This is a genomic window from Mycolicibacter terrae (assembly GCF_010727125.1).
GTDB lineage: Bacteria > Actinomycetota > Actinomycetes > Mycobacteriales > Mycobacteriaceae > Mycobacterium > Mycobacterium terrae.
The window spans coordinates 2909184-2923322 of record NZ_AP022564.1 but is presented as its reverse complement, the minus strand read 5'-3'; the positions used below and the strand labels follow the sequence as shown (position 1 = coordinate 2923322).

The 14139-nt window shown below is 69.5% G+C and carries 18 protein-coding genes and 1 tRNA gene; 13 read left to right on the top strand and 6 right to left on the bottom strand.

What is annotated here, in order from left to right; all coding sequences use genetic code 11:
* Positions 1–9: 9 nt before the first annotated feature.
* Both G6N23_RS13905 and G6N23_RS13900 read right to left on the bottom strand, forming a co-directional pair.
* Entirely contained in the window at positions 10–1995 is a 1986-nt protein-coding gene (locus G6N23_RS13905) for an ATP-dependent DNA helicase (RefSeq protein WP_085260400.1), read from the bottom strand.
* 44 nt (positions 1996–2039) lie between these two features.
* A complete protein-coding gene (locus tag G6N23_RS13900; RefSeq protein ID WP_085260383.1) occupies positions 2040–2414 on the bottom strand; it encodes a nuclear transport factor 2 family protein in 375 nt (124 codons plus the stop codon).
* A gap of 71 nt (positions 2415–2485) precedes the next feature.
* Between G6N23_RS13900 and G6N23_RS13895 the strand changes: the two genes are divergently transcribed.
* Positions 2486–2752, top strand: coding sequence for a YdeI/OmpD-associated family protein (locus G6N23_RS13895; RefSeq protein WP_085260382.1), 267 nt, complete (start codon positions 2486–2488; stop codon positions 2750–2752).
* On the opposite strand, the gene G6N23_RS13890 is transcribed toward G6N23_RS13895, so the two are convergent.
* Positions 2749–4029 carry a nicotinate phosphoribosyltransferase gene (locus tag G6N23_RS13890; RefSeq protein ID WP_234808569.1) on the bottom strand — a complete coding sequence of 427 codons (1281 nt, stop codon included), beginning with the start codon at positions 4027–4029 and terminating at the stop codon, positions 2749–2751. The genes G6N23_RS13895 and G6N23_RS13890 overlap by 4 nt on opposite strands.
* A 109-nt stretch (positions 4030–4138) precedes the next feature.
* Here G6N23_RS13890 and clpS point away from each other — a divergent pair, with 109 nt between their 5' ends.
* The 9 genes from clpS to G6N23_RS13845 all read left to right on the top strand — a co-directional run bounded on the left by clpS (position 4139) and on the right by G6N23_RS13845 (position 10204).
* The gene (gene clpS, locus G6N23_RS13885; RefSeq protein ID WP_085260399.1) at positions 4139–4453 is read left to right on the top strand and encodes an ATP-dependent Clp protease adapter ClpS; all 315 of its coding nucleotides are present in this window, start codon (positions 4139–4141) and stop codon (positions 4451–4453) included.
* Positions 4454–4483: 30 nt separating this feature from the next.
* Positions 4484–5086, top strand: a complete 603-nt coding sequence (gene aosR / locus G6N23_RS13880; protein WP_085260380.1) for an oxidative stress transcriptional regulator AosR — start codon at positions 4484–4486, stop codon at positions 5084–5086.
* A 5-nt stretch (positions 5087–5091) separates the two neighbouring features.
* Positions 5092–6153: a P1 family peptidase gene (locus tag G6N23_RS13875; protein WP_085260379.1), complete on the top strand. Its 1062-nt coding sequence runs from the start codon at positions 5092–5094 to the stop codon at positions 6151–6153.
* A gap of 45 nt (positions 6154–6198) precedes the next feature.
* Positions 6199–6852 (top strand): rhomboid family intramembrane serine protease, encoded by a 654-nt coding sequence (locus tag G6N23_RS13870; RefSeq protein WP_085260378.1) that lies wholly within the window; start codon positions 6199–6201, stop codon positions 6850–6852.
* Positions 6843–7649, top strand: a complete 807-nt coding sequence (murI, locus tag G6N23_RS13865; RefSeq protein ID WP_372508956.1) for a glutamate racemase — start codon at positions 6843–6845, stop codon at positions 7647–7649. Before G6N23_RS13870 ends, murI begins: the two co-directional genes overlap by 10 nt.
* Positions 7650–7734: 85 nt before the next feature.
* A complete protein-coding gene (locus G6N23_RS13860) occupies positions 7735–8502 on the top strand; it encodes a cyclic nucleotide-degrading phosphodiesterase (protein WP_085260376.1) in 768 nt (255 codons plus the stop codon).
* 52 nt (positions 8503–8554) lie between these two features.
* On the top strand, positions 8555–9334 hold the full coding sequence (gene rph, locus G6N23_RS13855; protein WP_085260375.1) for a ribonuclease PH: 780 nt from the start codon (positions 8555–8557) through the stop codon (positions 9332–9334).
* Positions 9331–9942, top strand: a complete 612-nt coding sequence (locus G6N23_RS13850; RefSeq protein ID WP_085260374.1) for a non-canonical purine NTP pyrophosphatase — start codon at positions 9331–9333, stop codon at positions 9940–9942. The genes rph and G6N23_RS13850 overlap by 4 nt, the downstream gene beginning before the upstream one ends.
* A 25-nt stretch (positions 9943–9967) precedes the next feature.
* On the top strand, positions 9968–10204 hold the full coding sequence (locus tag G6N23_RS13845; protein ID WP_235653470.1) for a DUF3761 domain-containing protein: 237 nt from the start codon (positions 9968–9970) through the stop codon (positions 10202–10204).
* 7 nt (positions 10205–10211) lie between these two features.
* Here G6N23_RS13845 and G6N23_RS13840 read toward each other — a convergent pair whose 3' ends face one another.
* Positions 10212–10553: a DUF3817 domain-containing protein gene (locus tag G6N23_RS13840; protein WP_085260373.1), complete on the bottom strand. Its 342-nt coding sequence runs from the start codon at positions 10551–10553 to the stop codon at positions 10212–10214.
* Positions 10550–10924: a hypothetical protein gene (locus G6N23_RS13835; RefSeq protein WP_173675011.1), complete on the bottom strand. Its 375-nt coding sequence runs from the start codon at positions 10922–10924 to the stop codon at positions 10550–10552. The genes G6N23_RS13840 and G6N23_RS13835 overlap by 4 nt, the downstream gene beginning before the upstream one ends.
* Before the next feature lie 195 nt (positions 10925–11119).
* On the opposite strand from G6N23_RS13835, the gene G6N23_RS13830 reads away from it, so the two are divergent.
* Positions 11120–11203: transfer RNA gene (locus G6N23_RS13830), tRNA-Leu, on the top strand.
* A 109-nt stretch (positions 11204–11312) separates the two neighbouring features.
* Entirely contained in the window at positions 11313–11684 is a 372-nt protein-coding gene (locus G6N23_RS13825) for a DUF732 domain-containing protein (protein ID WP_085260371.1), read from the top strand.
* Positions 11685–11688: 4 nt separating this feature from the next.
* Here G6N23_RS13825 and G6N23_RS13820 read toward each other — a convergent pair whose 3' ends face one another.
* Complete coding sequence (locus G6N23_RS13820; RefSeq protein ID WP_085260370.1) at positions 11689–12930, bottom strand: MFS transporter; 1242 nt, start codon at positions 12928–12930, stop codon at positions 11689–11691.
* 113 nt (positions 12931–13043) lie between these two features.
* Here G6N23_RS13820 and G6N23_RS13815 point away from each other — a divergent pair, with 113 nt between their 5' ends.
* Positions 13044–13766 carry a DUF1906 domain-containing protein gene (locus G6N23_RS13815; RefSeq protein ID WP_085260369.1) on the top strand — a complete coding sequence of 241 codons (723 nt, stop codon included), beginning with the start codon at positions 13044–13046 and terminating at the stop codon, positions 13764–13766.
* Positions 13767–14139: the final 373 nt, after the last annotated feature.

The window sequence follows — 14139 nt, the reverse complement described above, 5'->3', positions numbered from 1 at the left end:
ATAGTGCGCTCAACCGCCCCGTAGTCGCTGCAGCGCCAGACGGACCTTGGCGGTGTCGGTCGTCGCCCAGAACGGCGGCAGCGACGCGCGCAGATATCCGGCGTAGCGGGCGGTCGCCATGCGCGAGTCGAGCACCGCCACCACCCCCCGGTCCTCGACGCTGCGCAGCAACCGGCCCGCACCCTGGGCCAGCAACAGCGCGGCGTGGTTGGCGGCAACCGCCATGAAACCGTTGCCGCCTCGGGCACTGACCGCGCGCTGCCGGGCGGTCAGCAGCGGGTCGTCGGGCCGCGGGAACGGGATGCGGTCGATGAGCACCAGGGACAGCGACGGTCCCGGTACGTCGACGCCCTGCCACAGCGACAAGGTGCCGAACAGCGACAGGTCGGCATCGGCGGCGAACTGCTCGACCAGCGCGCCGGTGGTGTCGTCGCCCTGGCACAGCACCGGGGTGTCCAATCGCTCCCGCATCGCCTCGGCCGCGGCGCGCGCCGCGCGCATCGACGAGAACAGTCCCAGGGTGCGCCCACCGGCCGCGGTGATCAGCTCGGCGATCTCGTCGAGCTGCGCGTCGGTGCCGGTGCCGTCACGCCCGGGCGGCGGCAGGTGCGCGGCCACGTAGAGGATGCCGGCTTTGGCGTGCGCGAACGGCGAGCCGACATCGAGTCCGCGCCACCGCGCATCGCTCGGGTCGGGCGAGCCGCCGGTCAGGCCCCAGGCGCCGGCCATCGCGTCGAAGGTGCCGCCGACAGTCAGCGTCGCCGAGGTCAGCACCGTCGTCGCCCGGGCGAACAGCCGTTCGCGCAACAGGCCGGCCACCGACAGCGGGGCCACCCGCAGCACCGGGCGCACCGACCCCCGGTTGTCTTCGTGGCTGAGCCACACCACGTCGGTGCGCTCGGGGATGGCCGGTTCGAACGAGGTCAGGATCCGCGCGGCGGTGTCGGAGATCTCCGACAGTGCGGCGACCGCCTCCTTGCGGGCGGCCGCGGCCTTGGGATCTGACGGTGCGGTGTCGATCGCCGAGCGGACCGCGCCGGCGGCATCGCGCAGCGCGGTCAGGTATGCCGCCAAGTCGTCGTCGAGGTGATCCAGCCGCCCGGGCGTGCCGTCGTGAATCGCCGAGCCGAACGTCAGGGACGCGGTGTCGAGGCGCTGAACCAGCTCGGGGGAGACCAGCCGGGTGATTCGCCGCACCGCGACACTGAGCGCGGCCGCGGTGAGCTCGCCGGTGGCCACCGACGTCACTCGGTCCACCAGCTCATGTGCCTCGTCGACCACCAGCAGTTCGTGCTCGGGCAACACGTTGGTCTCCGAGATCGCGTCGATCGCCAGCAGGGCGTGATTGGTGACGACGATATCGGCCTCGGCGGCGACGCCGCGGGCTCGCTCGGCGAAGCAGTCGATGCCGAACTGGCAACGGGCAGCGCCCAGACATTCCCGCGCCGACACGCTGACCTGAGACCAGGAGCGTTCGGGCACACCGGGTTTGAGGTCATCGCGGTCACCGGAGTCGGTGGTCTGCGCCCAGGCGGTGAGCCGCTGCACGTCCCGGCCCAGGGCGCTGGCGGCGAACGGTTCGAACAGCTCCTCCTGCGGCGCCTCGTCGGAATCATCAGCCGACCCGCTATGGATCTTGTTCAGGCACAGGTAATTCCGTCGTCCCTTGAGCAGCGCGAAGGTGGGGCGCCGGGGGAGCACCTTTTCGAGGGCATCGGCCAGGCGGGGCAGGTCGCGGTCGACGAGCTGACGCTGCAGCGCGATCGTCGCGGTCGACACCACCACCGGGTGTTCGTCGGTCACCGCCCGGGCGATCGCCGGAACCAGGTAGGCCAGCGACTTCCCGGTGCCGGTGCCGGCCTGTACCGCCAGGTGTTCGCCGACTTCGAAGGCCCGCGCCACCGCTTCGGCCATACGCACCTGGCCGTCGCGTTCGCTGCCGCCCAGGGCGGCCACCGCGGCGGCGAGCAGCTCGGGTACGGACGGGTCAGCCATGGTGTGCACACGGTAGCCCGCGCCCCGGCGGCGCCGTCATCTCCTCAGTCCGAGCCGGCCGGCCCGGTGACGAAATAGGTTCCGTGCCCCTCGATGACCCGGCCGTCGTCGTCGAAGCGCAAGACCTCGTTGACCAGGCCGTGGTTCTGGTTGCGGTAGGTGATGACGACGGTGTCGATACCCCGATAGACGGCTTCGACGACGAAATGCAGGTCCGGCAGCCGCGCCAGGGCCGCGGTCCAGTAGCTGCGCAGTGCGGGCTTCCCGCGAATCACTCCCGCCGTCTCGGGAAACAACCGGGCGGCTACCGGGGAGGTGAACAGCACGTCGTCGTGGAAGTGCGCCAACACCGCCTCCACGTCGTGGGCGTTCCACGCCTGCACCCAGCGGTGGCTGAATGCTGTCGCATCGAGCTCCATTCCGCGAACTGTAGCGACACGGCCACCCCGGCCCCAGCCCTTTTCGTTGCGGTTCTCATTACCATGAAGCGATGAGCAGCCACCGGTTGCCCGGCGGGGCGGTACACGAGCTGCCCGCCGACCTGCGCGACGGGCTGCTCGTCAGCCCGACCGCGTTGGCGGCATGGCAGAGCATTACCCCGTTGGCGCGCAACGAGTTCATCTGCTGGGTCGAAGACGCCAAGCAGCAGGTCACCCGCGAACGACGAATCCGCCGGACCCGCGAGGAGCTGGAGGAAGGCAAGCGGCGCCCCTGTTGCTGGCCCGGGTGCAAGCACCGCGAACGCAACGGTCGTTAGGCCGACGGCCCGCCCGGAGTCAGCCGGGTCGGGATCGCCGGCTCACCGTGCGCCAGTTTCAGGCCCTCCCACGGCAGGCTGCGCAGTCCGGAGGCGACGCGATCCCGCGCCGCGGCCAGGGCATCGGCACCGGTAGCGGCCACCACGTCGCCGCCGCGTATCAGCGGAACGGTCAGCACCCGGCCGGAATCCGCCGGCGGGCGGCCGACGGGGTAGACCACCTCCTCGACGAGGGTGCCGCTGGGACGAGACACCCGCAGCGCCTGCTTGCGTCCGCCCGCCGAGGTCTTGGCGGCGCTGCGCTTGTGCACCGGCAGGCCGTCCACCTCGACGAGCTTGTAGACGAAGCCCGCCGCCGGGGCGCCCGACCCGGTCACCAGCGCGGTGCCGACGCCGTAACTGTCCACCGGAGCGGCTCGCAACGCCGCGATGCCGAACTCGTCGAGATCGCCCGAGACCACGATCTTGGTGCCCGTGGCACCCAGCCGGTCCAGCTGGTCGCGGACCTGACGAGCCAGCACCGCCAGCTCACCGGAGTCGATACGGACCGCGCCGAGCCCCGGGCCGGCCGCCGCGACGGCGTTGGCCACCCCGGTGGTGACGTCGTAGGTGTCCACCAACAGCGTGGTGTCGACACCCTGCGCGGCGACCTGGGAGCGGAACGCCGCCAGTTCGCCGGCGCCGTCGGCACTGTCGGCAATATCAGAGCCCGCGTGCAGCAGCGTGAAGGCGTGCGCGCTGGTGCCCAACACCGGCACACCGAACCGGCGGTGCGCTTCCAGGTTGGACGTCCCGGCAAAACCTGCCAGGTAGGCGGCCCGGGCCGCCGCCACGGCGGCCTGCTCGTGAGTGCGGCGCGAACCCATCTCGATCAGCGGCCGGCCGTCGGCCGCGCTGACCATCCGGGCGGCCGCCGAGGCGATCGCGGTGTCGTGGTTGAAGATCGACAGCATCAGCGTCTCCAGCACGATGCATTCGGCGAAGCTGCCGTGCACGCTGAGCACCGGTGAACCGGCGAAGTACAACTCGCCTTCGGGGTAGCCGTCGATGTCGCCGCGAAAGCGGAAATCATTCAGGTAGCTCAGGGTCTGCGGATCCAGGAACCGCGAAAGCAGATTCAGTGCGGCATCGTCGAAGCTGAACGCGGTCAGCGCATCCAGGAAACGGTCGGTGCCGGCCACCACCCCGTAGCGGCGTCCCTCGGGGAGCCGGCGGGAGAACAATTCGAAGCTGGTCCGCCGACCGGCCGTGCCGTCATGCAGCGCCGCGGCCAGCATGGTCAGCTCATACTTGTCGGTGAGCAACCCGCCGCGGCGGGCCGAGGTGTCCACCCGACAACCGTATCGGCTGGACTCGACCCCACCCCGGCTCGGTATCCTGAGCGGTATGGCCACGTCAGCACCGACGTCCACCCCGGTGAAACCCCAGGGCACCGGCCAGCGGCATGCGGACACGGTCGAGGACACCGCCTCGCCGTGGGTGACCATCGTCTGGGACGACCCGGTCAACCTGATGACCTACGTGACGTACATCTTTCAGAAGCTTTTCGGTTACAGCGAGCCGCACGCGACCAAGCTGATGTTGCAGGTGCACCACGAGGGCAAGGCCGTAGTGTCGGCGGGGAGCCGGGAGTCGATGGAGGTCGACGTGTCCAAACTGCATGCCGCCGGGTTGTGGGCGACCATGCAGCAGGATCGCTGAAACGTCAACCGAAGGGAATCGGGCCGCACCGTGCACAAGTGGAAGCGGGTTGAAACCGACGATGGCCCCCGCTTCCGGTCCGCGCTGGCACTGCACGAGGCTGCGTTGCTCGGGAACCTGGTCGGCTCGATCATCGGCATGCTCGAGGCACGTGAATCCGCCTCTCCGCCGGACGAACTCGAACAGATAACCGGAATGCGAACGGGCAACACCAAGCCGCCCGAGGACGCCACCACGCGGCGGCTGCTGCCGGACTTCTACCGACCCGACGGCGAGGGTGAAGGTACCCCGGCCGGCGACTGCGCGCCCGATGCGAAAGGTCTGAACGCGGTACTGCGCAGCCTGCACGAGCCGGGGATAATCGACGCGAAACGTGCTGCAGCACAACAGTTATTGGACACACTTCCGGAGCAGGGCGGTCGTTTCGAGCTGACCGAGGAACAGGCGAATGCCTGGATCGCGGCGGTCAACGACATCCGCCTCGCGCTGGGCACCATGCTCAAGATCGGCCCGGACGGCCCGGATCGGCTGCCGCCGGGTGACCCGATGGCCGGCCAGCTCAGCGTCTACCAGTGGCTGACCGTGCTGCAGGAATACCTGGTCGTCGCGTTGATGGGAGGGCCCAGGAGATGACGGGCATGGGTTCGATCACCGATGTCGCGGGCATCCGGGTGGGCCATCACCACCGGCTCGACCCGGATGCGACGCTGGGGTCCGGCTGGGCGAGCGGCGTCACCGTGGTGTTGACGCCGCCCGGGACGGTCGGCGCCGTCGATTGCCGTGGTGGTGCGCCGGGAAGCCGGGAGACCGATCTGCTGGACCCCGCCAACAGCGTGCGCTGGGTGGACGCGGTAGTGCTCTCCGGTGGGAGTGCCTACGGGCTGGCGAGCGCAGACGGCGTCATGACCTGGCTGGAGGAGCAGGGCCGCGGGGTGGCGCTGGACGGCGGCGTGGTGCCGATCGTCCCGGCCGCGGTCATCTTCGACCTGCCGGTCGGGGGCTGGGATCGACGGCCCACCGCGCAGTTCGGCTATGCCGCCGCGGCGGCGGCCGCCGGTCCCGACGGGGCAACCCCGGCGGTCGGCAGCGTGGGCGCCGGAGTCGGTGCCCGGGCCGGGGTGTTCAAGGGCGGGGTGGGAGCAGCCTCGACCACGCTGGAGCTCGGGGACCACACCGTCACGGTGGGGGCGCTGGTGGTGGTGAACCCCACCGGTGAGGTCATCGACGCCACCACCGGGCTGCCCTGGCCGGCCCAGCTCATCGAGGAATTCGGTCTGACCTCCCCGCCGTCCGAACAGCTGTCGGTGCTCGCCGGGCTGGAGCCCAAATCCCTGGCGCTCAACACCACCATCGCGGTGGTGGCCACCGACGCCGCACTCAGCCCGGCCGGCTGCCGGCGGGTGGCGATCGCCGCCCAGGACGGCCTGGCTCGCACCATCCGGCCCTCCCACACCCCGGTGGACGGCGACACGGTCTTCGCGTTGGCGACCGGGGCCGTCGAGGTTCCGGCGCTACCGGGAACCCCGGCGGCGCTCTCGCAGGAGTCCGGCCTGATCACCGCGGTCGGTGCCGCCGCGGCGGACTGCCTGGCGCGAGCGGTGCTGGTCGGGTTGCTGGCCGCCGATCCGGTGGCCGGAATACCGACCTACCGCGGCACGTTGCCGGGGGCATTCGCCGACAAGCTCACGGGAAGGCCGTGACGTGCACGACGAATCCGAGGATGGGCTGGAAGGACAATCGTGGGCATGACCTCCCGGGCCGGCTCGTCGCCCGCGCCGCGGCCCGATAACAAGTCCGCCTGGCGCACCGGCGGGGCCACCGTGGTGGGATTCGTCGCGCTGCTCTACCTCATCGAGGCCGTTGATCAGCTCGGCGGCCACCGGCTGGACCGCAACGGCATCCGGCCACTGGAGACCGACGGCCTGTGGGGGGTGCTGTTTGCACCGCTGCTGCACGCCAACTGGGGGCATCTGCTGGCCAACACCGGTCCGGCGCTGGTGCTGGGCTTCCTGGTGACGTTGGCCGGGCAGTCCCGGTTCCTGCTCGCCACCGCGATCGTGTGGCTGTTCGGTGGTCTGGGCACCTGGCTGATCGGCAATGTCGGATCGTCGTGCGGGCCCACCGACCACATCGGCGCCTCCGGCCTGATCTTCGGCTGGCTGGCCTTCCTGGTGGTGTTCGGTTGGTTCACCCGCCGTCTCTGGCAGATTCTGGTCGGGCTCGTGGTGCTGGTGCTCTACGGCGGGATTCTCTGGGGGGCGGTGCCGGTGCTGAATGTCTGCGGCGGAGTGTCCTGGCAAGGTCACCTGTGCGGGGCGATCGCCGGAGTGGGGGCCGCCTATCTGCTCTCGGGCCCCGAACGCAAAGCCCGTGCCCGTCGGCGGGCGGTATCGGCGTGATCGGGATCTTCGACTCCGGGGTCGGCGGGCTGACCGTCGCACGCTCGATCATCGACCAGCTGCCCGACGAGGACATCCTCTATGTCGGCGACACCGCCAACGGACCCTACGGCCCGCTGACCATCCCGGAAGTACGCGCGCACGCGTTGGCCATCGGCGACGACCTGGTCGATCGTGGCGTCAAGGCCCTGGTGATCGCCTGCAACACCGCGTCGGCGGCCTGCCTGCGCGATGCCCGGGAACGCTACGACGTGCCGGTCGTCGAGGTGATCCTGCCGGCGGTGCGCCGGGCGGTGGCCACCACCCGCAACGGCCACATCGGGGTGATCGGGACGAGCGCGACCATCACCAGCCACGCCTACCAGGACGCGTTCGCCGCGGCCCGCGACACCGAGATCACCGCGGTGGCCTGCCCGCGCTTCGTGGACTTCGTCGAGCGCGGCATCACCAGCGGCCGGCAGGTGCTGGGGCTGGCCGAGGGATACCTGGAGCCGCTGCAGCGCGCCGGGGTCGACACCCTGGTGCTGGGCTGCACCCACTATCCGCTGCTGTCGGGGTTGATCCAGCTGGCGATGGGTGAGCAGGTGACGCTGGTGTCCAGCGCCGAGGAGACGGCCAAGGAGCTGCTGCGGGTGCTCACCGAGCGCGATCTGCTGCGCCCGCACGGGGCTTCCGCGGCCACCCGGGTGTTCGAGGCGACCGGTGACCCGGAGGCGTTCGCCGCATTGGCCACCCGATTTCTGGGGCCGGCGATCACCGGTGTCGGCGGCGTCCGTCGTCACGCGCCGTTGAGTTAGCCACGACCGTGATTTCGATGACGAATAGCGGGCAAAGCGCCCGTGTCTTGGTCATCGTTGCGGCGAACATGGCACAGTAGGGAACGTGCGACTCACGGTGCTCGGCTGCTCCGGCAGCGTGGTGGGTCCGGACTCGCCGGCATCGGGTTACCTGTTGCAGGCTCCGGACACCCCGCCGCTGGTCATCGACTTCGGGGGCGGCGTGCTGGGCGCGCTACAGCGGCACGTCGACCCGGGTGCGGTGTGTGTGCTGTTGTCGCACCTGCATGCCGACCACTGCCTGGACCTGCCGGGACTGTTCGTCTGGCGCCGCTACCACCCGTCGGTCGCGACCCAGCCGTTCGCCAAGGGCTTCATCTACGGGCCCAGCGACACCTGGTCGCGGATGGGCGCAGCGTCCTCTCCCTACGGCGGGGAGATCGACGACATCACCGATATCTTCGATGTCCACACCTGGGTGGACGGCGAGCCGGTCGAGTTCGGAACGGTCCGTGTGCAGCCCAGGCTGGTGTGTCACCCGACCGAGTCGTTCGGAATGCGGATCACCAACGCCGCGGGCGCGACCCTGGTCTACAGCGGCGACACCGGCTTCTGCGACGGGGTGATCGAGTTGGCCCGCGGCGCCGACGTGTTCCTGTGCGAGGCGTCCTGGACCCACGAGGCCAACCGTCCGCCGAATCTGCATCTGTCCGGCACCGAGGCCGGGCGCATCGCCGCGGCCGCCGGCGTCGGCCAACTGCTGCTCACCCACATCCCGCCCTGGACCTCGCGCGAGGACGTGATCGGCGAGGCCAAAGCCGAGTTCGACGGGCCGGTGCACGCCGTGGCGTGCGACGAGAGTTTCGACATCTAGCGGTCCTGACGCACCACCGGTCCTGACACACCACTCCATTAGGGTTAACGGCGTGTCCAAACGAGAAGACGGTCGCCTCGACGACGAGCTGCGCCCGGTCGTCATCACCCGGGGGTTCACCTCGAACCCGGCCGGGTCGGTGCTGGTCGAATTCGGCAACACCCGGGTCATGTGCACGGCCAGTGTCACCGAGGGGGTGCCGCGCTGGCGGAAAGGTACCGGGCGCGGTTGGCTGACCGCCGAGTACGCCATGCTGCCGGCCGCCACGCACACCCGCTCCGATCGCGAATCGGTCAAGGGCCGGGTCGGTGGCCGCACCCAGGAGATCAGCCGGCTGGTCGGCCGTTCGCTGCGGGCCTGCATCGACCTGGCGGCGTTGGGGGAGAACACCATCGCGATCGACTGCGACGTGTTGCAGGCCGACGGCGGCACCCGCACCGCGGCGATCACCGGCGCCTATGTGGCACTCGCCGATGCGGTCACCTACTTGTCGGCCGCCGGCAAACTGTCCGACCCGCGCCCGCTGTCGTGCGCCATCTCGGCTGTGAGCGTCGGGGTCGTCGACGGGCGGGTCCGCGTCGATCTCCCGTATGAAGAGGACTCCCGCGCCGAGGTCGACATGAACGTCGTCGCCACCGACACCGGAACCCTGGTGGAGGTCCAGGGCACCGGCGAGGGGGCGACGTTCCCGCGCTCGACGCTGGACAAGATGCTCGACGCGGCACTGGCCGCCTGCGAGAAGTTGTTCGTGGTGCAGCGCGAAGCGTTGGAACTGCCCTATCCCGGGGTGCTGCCCGACGGTCCGCCACCGAAGAAAGCGTTCGGCAGCTGATCGATCTGCTGGTGGCCAGCCGCAACCGCAAGAAGCTGGCCGAACTCAGCCGGGTGCTCGAGCACGCCGGTATCTCGGGGCTGCGGCCGGTCTCACTGGATGAGGTGGCACCGTTCCCCGACGCGCCCGAAACCGGAGCGACCTTCGAGGACAACGCCCTGGCCAAGGCGCGTGACGGTTATGTGGCGACGGGATTGCCTTGTGTCGCAGACGATTCCGGCCTCAGTGTCGACGCGCTCAACGGCATGCCCGGGGTGCTGTCGGCGCGCTGGTCAGGCGAGCACGGCAACGACGGCGCCAACACCGCGCTGCTGCTGGCCCAACTGCACGACGTTCCCGACGAGCGGCGCGGGGCGGCGTTCGTGTCGGCCTGCGCGCTGGTCTGGGGAATCGGGTCCGACCACGAGGTGGTGGTGCGTGGCGAATGGTCGGGCAGCATCGCCCGGCAACCCCGCGGCGAGGGGGGCTTCGGCTACGACCCGGTGTTCGTCCCGGAAGGGGCCGTGCGCACCGCGGCGCAGCTGAGCCCGGTGGAGAAGGACGCCGAATCGCACCGGGGCCGTGCGTTGGCGCTGCTGCTGCCGACGCTGCGGCGGCTCGCGGACTGAGCCAACCGTGCATCCGACGCAGCGCGTGACCGTCACCGTGACGGAGTCGACCACGCTGCCGGCGCCGCTGATGTCGCCGCCCGCGCTCGCACCGTCCCAGACGTTCGCACCGCCACCGGCGACGTCGATCGAGCCCGTCGCGCCACCAACCGGGGCCAGCGCAGTCTGTCGTGACGGCAGCTACTCATTCAGCAGGCACCGCAGCGGTGCCTGCTCCAACCACGGCGGCGTGCAGCGTTGGGTGAACCCGCCTGCGAAGTGAGCCCGCGTCAGAGGTTGAACTGGGTTTTGATGTTTCGGCTCTGGAAGTGCTCGACGATGATGCCCAGCAGCGGAATGGTGCCGGCCAGCAGCACCCCGATGGTCTTGGGAAGCGGCCAGCGCACCTTGACCGCCAGATTGAATGTGGCCAGTAGGTAGACGAAGTACACCCAGCCGTGCACCACGCCGATCCAGGTGGGCGGGTTGTCCACCTGGACCACGTAGCGCACGAACACCTCGTAGCAGAGCGCGATCAGCCAGACACCGGTTGCCCACGCCATGACCCGATAGGGCAGGAGAGCGCTGCGGACCTTCTCCGCGGGAGCGGCCTGGGCGGGTGTCTCGGTCATGCGGGATTCCTGTTCTTTCGGTCGTTCTCGGTGAGTTCGGCCAAGTAGGCGTTGTACTGCCGCAGCGCGGGGTCGTCGGCGGGTGTGGCGGCGGCCGCGGGCCGCTCCGGCAGCAGTCCGGCCGGTATCTCGGTCACCGCATCGGGTCGGTGCGGCTCGGGCGGCGACTCTTCGTAGCGGACGAATTTGCGGTAGGCGTAGACGCAGAACCAGGCGAACAACGGCCACTGCAGGGCGTAGCCGAGGTTCTGGAACGTGCCGTTGACCTCCTGGAACCGGGTCCACTGCCACCAGCCCAGAGCCAGGCACGCGCAGGCGGCAACGATCACCAGCACGACCAGTGCCGGTCTCCGACGCCGTGTAGTGGACACCCTTTGACGGTACCGCGTCGGGATGACGGCGCCGGACGGGTTCGTGGTGGCCGGCGGATGCCATCGGAAAAGCGTGGCGCCGCGGAGGCCGGTCTGCGGGGCGATCGCGCACTCGTTCATCCCCCGGAAGCGATGCGGTGCGAGGCCCTACTGACACATTCGTTGCTGTACCGGATCGCTAGACTGAGTGGCCTTGCGGGCGTGGCGTAATCGGCAGCCGCGCGGGTTTTAGGTGCCCGTGCTCGAAAGAGCGTGAGGGTTCGAGTCCCTCCGCCCGCACGTTTTTGCCCGGCTCACAGCGACAAATCTGCAGGGATAACATCGTGCCGCCGGGCCTCAGCGGTGCAAGAATGGATGCATTAGTTTCCCCGGGGATCGGTGCAGCCTGATGAAGAAACAACTCATCGCAACGGCCCTCAGCGCGGTGCTGGCCGGCTTCGCAGTAGGGCCCGCTCCCGCGGCTTTGGCCGACGAACCCAGCAATGACGACCAGGTCTTCTTCACCGACCTCGAGGAAGAGGGGCTGCACCCGTCCTACGACCAGCAGATCTGCGGCACCCTCAAGTGCGAACCGCTGCGGGATCTTCTGGTGCAGGAGGGTCACGCGGTCTGTTCGGCGCTGAGCAGCTCCCCGCGATTGGTGCCGATCTCGGTGATCGCCAATCTGGAAGTGTCGCCTGATAAAGCGCACGCCATCATCAACGCGGCTCGGCGCGCCTATTGCCCGCAGTCGCCGGATCCGTATAACCGGACCGCCTGAACGGTCAGTGCTCCGCGGCGACCACCGAGGTGGGTGCCTCACCGAGCGCCTCGGAGTGCTGTGCCCGGCGCGCGTTGATCACCACTCCCGCGGCGGCCACCGCCCAGATGACGTACTGGACGGTCCAGGCCAGCCGGAAGGCCGAAAACGAGTAGCCGCCGGCCAGGGCGATGACGATTCCCATCGCCTGCATGATCAGCAACGTGGCGATGAAACCGCCGGTGTTGACCATGCCCTGCGCGGTGCCCAACGCGGCCGGCGGGTTGTAGGTGCGGGCGAAGTCGAAGGCCAGGATGGACACCGGCTGGCCCGCCGAGATCACCACGATCAGCACCACCAGCAGCCAATGCGGCGCGGGCGCGCTCAGTGCCAGCAGCACCGCCCAGACCGCGGCGGTCAGCGCGATCATCGCCAGCACCAACCCCGCCCGGTGCTGGGGCCGGCGCGCCGAAAGGGTTCCGGTCAACAGGCCGACCACCACGAAGGTCGCCACCGACAACGTCAGCAACGCACCGGCCACGCCACGTGAAAACCCCTGTGCGGTGGTCAGGTACGGCACGCCCCACATCAGTGCAAAGACGTTCGCCGAGAAGGGCGTGCCCATGTGGGTGAAGAAACCCAGCTTGGTGCCAGGCCGTGACCAGACCGTCTTGACGTCACCGAACACCGCTCGAAACGTCCGCGGCTGCACGGCCACCGGCGTCCCCGCCGGGGCATCCCGGCACAGGGCGAGGGTCAGCATCACGGCGAGCACACCCAGGGCGGCTGCCGAGAGGTAGGCCGCCGTCCAGCCGCCGTGCAGCAGGATCGCCAGAAACGGTACTGCCGAGAGCAGCTGGCCGAACTGCCCGCAGATCCCGGTCAGCTGAGTCAGTAACGGAACACGTTCCGGCGCAAACCAATTGGGCAGTAGCCGGATGACCGAGATGAACACGAACGCGTCGCCCAGGCCGACAACGCCATAGGCGCCGACGGCCACCGGCAGTGAATGGGTCAGCGACAGCGTCAACTGGGCGGCGGAGAGCACCGAAACCCCGCTGGCGATCATCGCCTTGGGGCCGAAGCGGTCCAGCAGCACCCCGGCCGGGATCTGCATGGAGGCGTAGACGATGAGCTGCAGGATCACGAACGACGACAACGTGCTCGGACCGGCGCTGAAGCGCTCGGCGGCGTCGAGGCCCGAAACGCCGAACGTGGTGCGGTCCAGCACCGCCACCACATAGGACAACAGCCCGGTGCCCCACACGATCCAGGGACGCAATGATCGACCCGCCTTCCACGCCCGTGCCACCCGCTCATCCTGCCCTGCGCCGGTTGAGGCTCGAGGAGGCGGCAGGGCTCTGCCGTATCCTTTGGCACGTGGTGATTTCCCGGCGTGACGTGCTCAAACTCGCCGCGACGGCTCCGGCGGCGGTCGGCCTGGGGGCCGCGGCATCGGCGCTGCTCGCCGCGACCGCCCAGGCGGCTCCGCTGGGCATCCTGCTGGACTACGCGGCCGGCGTGCTGTCCGCCGACGAGATCCGCGCGGCCGGAGCCCTCGGCGCCATCCGCTACGTGTCGGACCGCCGGCCCGGCGCCGATTGGATGCTGGGCAAGCCGATGCAACCCGCCGAGGCACACGATCTGCACGAGAACGGGCTGAACATCGTCTCCTGCTACCAGTACGGCAAGCAGGCGACCGCCGACTGGCTCGGCGGCCAGGACGCCGGCGTCGAGCACGCCAGACGGGGCGCGGAACTGCACTCCGCGGCGGGCGGCCCGGACACCGCCCCGATCTACGCCTCGATCGACGACGACCCCACCTACGAGCAGTACCAGGCGCAGGTGGCGCCCTACCTGCGCGGGTGGGAGTCGGTGATCGGGCATCAACGCACCGGTGTGTACGCCAACTCCAAGACCATCGAGTGGGCGGTGCAAGACGGCCTGGGTTCCTGCTTCTGGCAGCACAACTGGGGTTCGCCCGGCGGGGTCGCCCACCCGGCGGCCAACCTGCATCAGGTCGAGGTCGACAAACGCAAGGTCGGCGACGTCGGTGTCGATATCAACGAAATCCTCACCCCCGAGTTCGGTCAGTGGGCCTGACCCGCGGGCCGGGCGCCACCGGCCGCACCCGAGCGGCACGCGGTGGGCCGCGGGTGGTGAGGATCACGGTGCCCGGTTGACACTGCGACTTCAGCTGTCAACGACGGCTGCGACCGCCCGGACTCAAACATTACGATTAGATAACAATGCAGCCTTGATCAGCGCTGTTGTGGCTACTCGACCGTAACCCCGCGCACGCAGGAACTTTGTTCTCCGAGGATCGAGACGGCGTCGGACGGTGTGATATCCGCAGGTGGGTTACCCGGGCGTAGAACTCATGAGTAACCAATTAGCTGCAGAAACGGCACAGGTTCTTATGACACTCTTACTGCTGTAGCGCGGCCGCGACGACGCGAGAGCCCGCCGCCCGACG

Bases quoted from the DNA above. Each gene is read 5' to 3' on its own strand.
- G6N23_RS13905 (WP_085260400.1), bottom strand. From the start codon at position 1,995: ATGGCTGACCCGTCCGTACCCGAGCTGCTCGCCGCCGCGGTGGCCGCC.
- G6N23_RS13900 (WP_085260383.1), bottom strand. From the start codon at position 2,414: ATGGAGCTCGATGCGACAGCATTCAGCCACCGCTGGGTGCAGGCGTGG.
- G6N23_RS13895 (WP_085260382.1), top strand. From the start codon at position 2,486: ATGAGCAGCCACCGGTTGCCCGGCGGGGCGGTACACGAGCTGCCCGCC.
- G6N23_RS13890 (WP_234808569.1), bottom strand. From the start codon at position 4,029: ATGCTGGCCGCGGCGCTGCATGACGGCACGGCCGGTCGGCGGACCAGC.
- clpS (WP_085260399.1), top strand. From the start codon at position 4,139: ATGGCCACGTCAGCACCGACGTCCACCCCGGTGAAACCCCAGGGCACC.
- G6N23_RS13875 (WP_085260379.1), top strand. From the start codon at position 5,092: ATGGGTTCGATCACCGATGTCGCGGGCATCCGGGTGGGCCATCACCAC.
- G6N23_RS13870 (WP_085260378.1), top strand. From the start codon at position 6,199: ATGACCTCCCGGGCCGGCTCGTCGCCCGCGCCGCGGCCCGATAACAAG.
- G6N23_RS13840 (WP_085260373.1), bottom strand. From the start codon at position 10,553: ATGACCGAGACACCCGCCCAGGCCGCTCCCGCGGAGAAGGTCCGCAGC.
- G6N23_RS13825 (WP_085260371.1), top strand. From the start codon at position 11,313: ATGAAGAAACAACTCATCGCAACGGCCCTCAGCGCGGTGCTGGCCGGC.